Annotated in this window: 1 protein-coding gene; it reads left to right on the top strand. The window is 58.4% G+C overall.

What is annotated here, in order from left to right; translation table 11 throughout:
• A partial coding sequence (locus A3764_RS01940; RefSeq protein WP_330220507.1) for an FAD-dependent monooxygenase occupies positions 1 to 322 on the top strand: 322 nt, incomplete at both ends.

The following is a 322-nucleotide window of genomic DNA, read 5'->3' as shown; positions in this document are numbered from 1 at the left end:
GAAGAGGTTGCTGTCCGTCCTGAGCGCACGGAGTTCCGTCTCTTCGACACCGCCGAGGTGATCAGCACGATCCCTCTGGGAAAGCCGCACGAAGACAGGTTCGGCGCACCCTATTATCATGTCTACCGTCCCGATCTTCACTCCATCCTTGCCAATCGGGTGGAAGAACTGAAGCCCGGAGCCATTCACCTCAATTCGACGGTTGCATCCTATACCGAGGACGCGGACGGCGTAGTGTTGACGCTCGCAAGCGGTGAGCGCATGCAGGGAGACATTTTGGTCGGTGCAGACGGTATCCATTCCGTCGTGCGCGAACAGATGC

This window comes from Sulfitobacter sp. HI0129, assembly GCF_001635395.1.
In the GTDB taxonomy this organism is placed as follows: Bacteria; Pseudomonadota; Alphaproteobacteria; order Rhodobacterales; family Rhodobacteraceae; genus Sulfitobacter.
The sequence above is the reverse complement of the archived record's forward strand: the minus strand, read 5'-3'. Positions and strand labels throughout refer to the sequence as shown.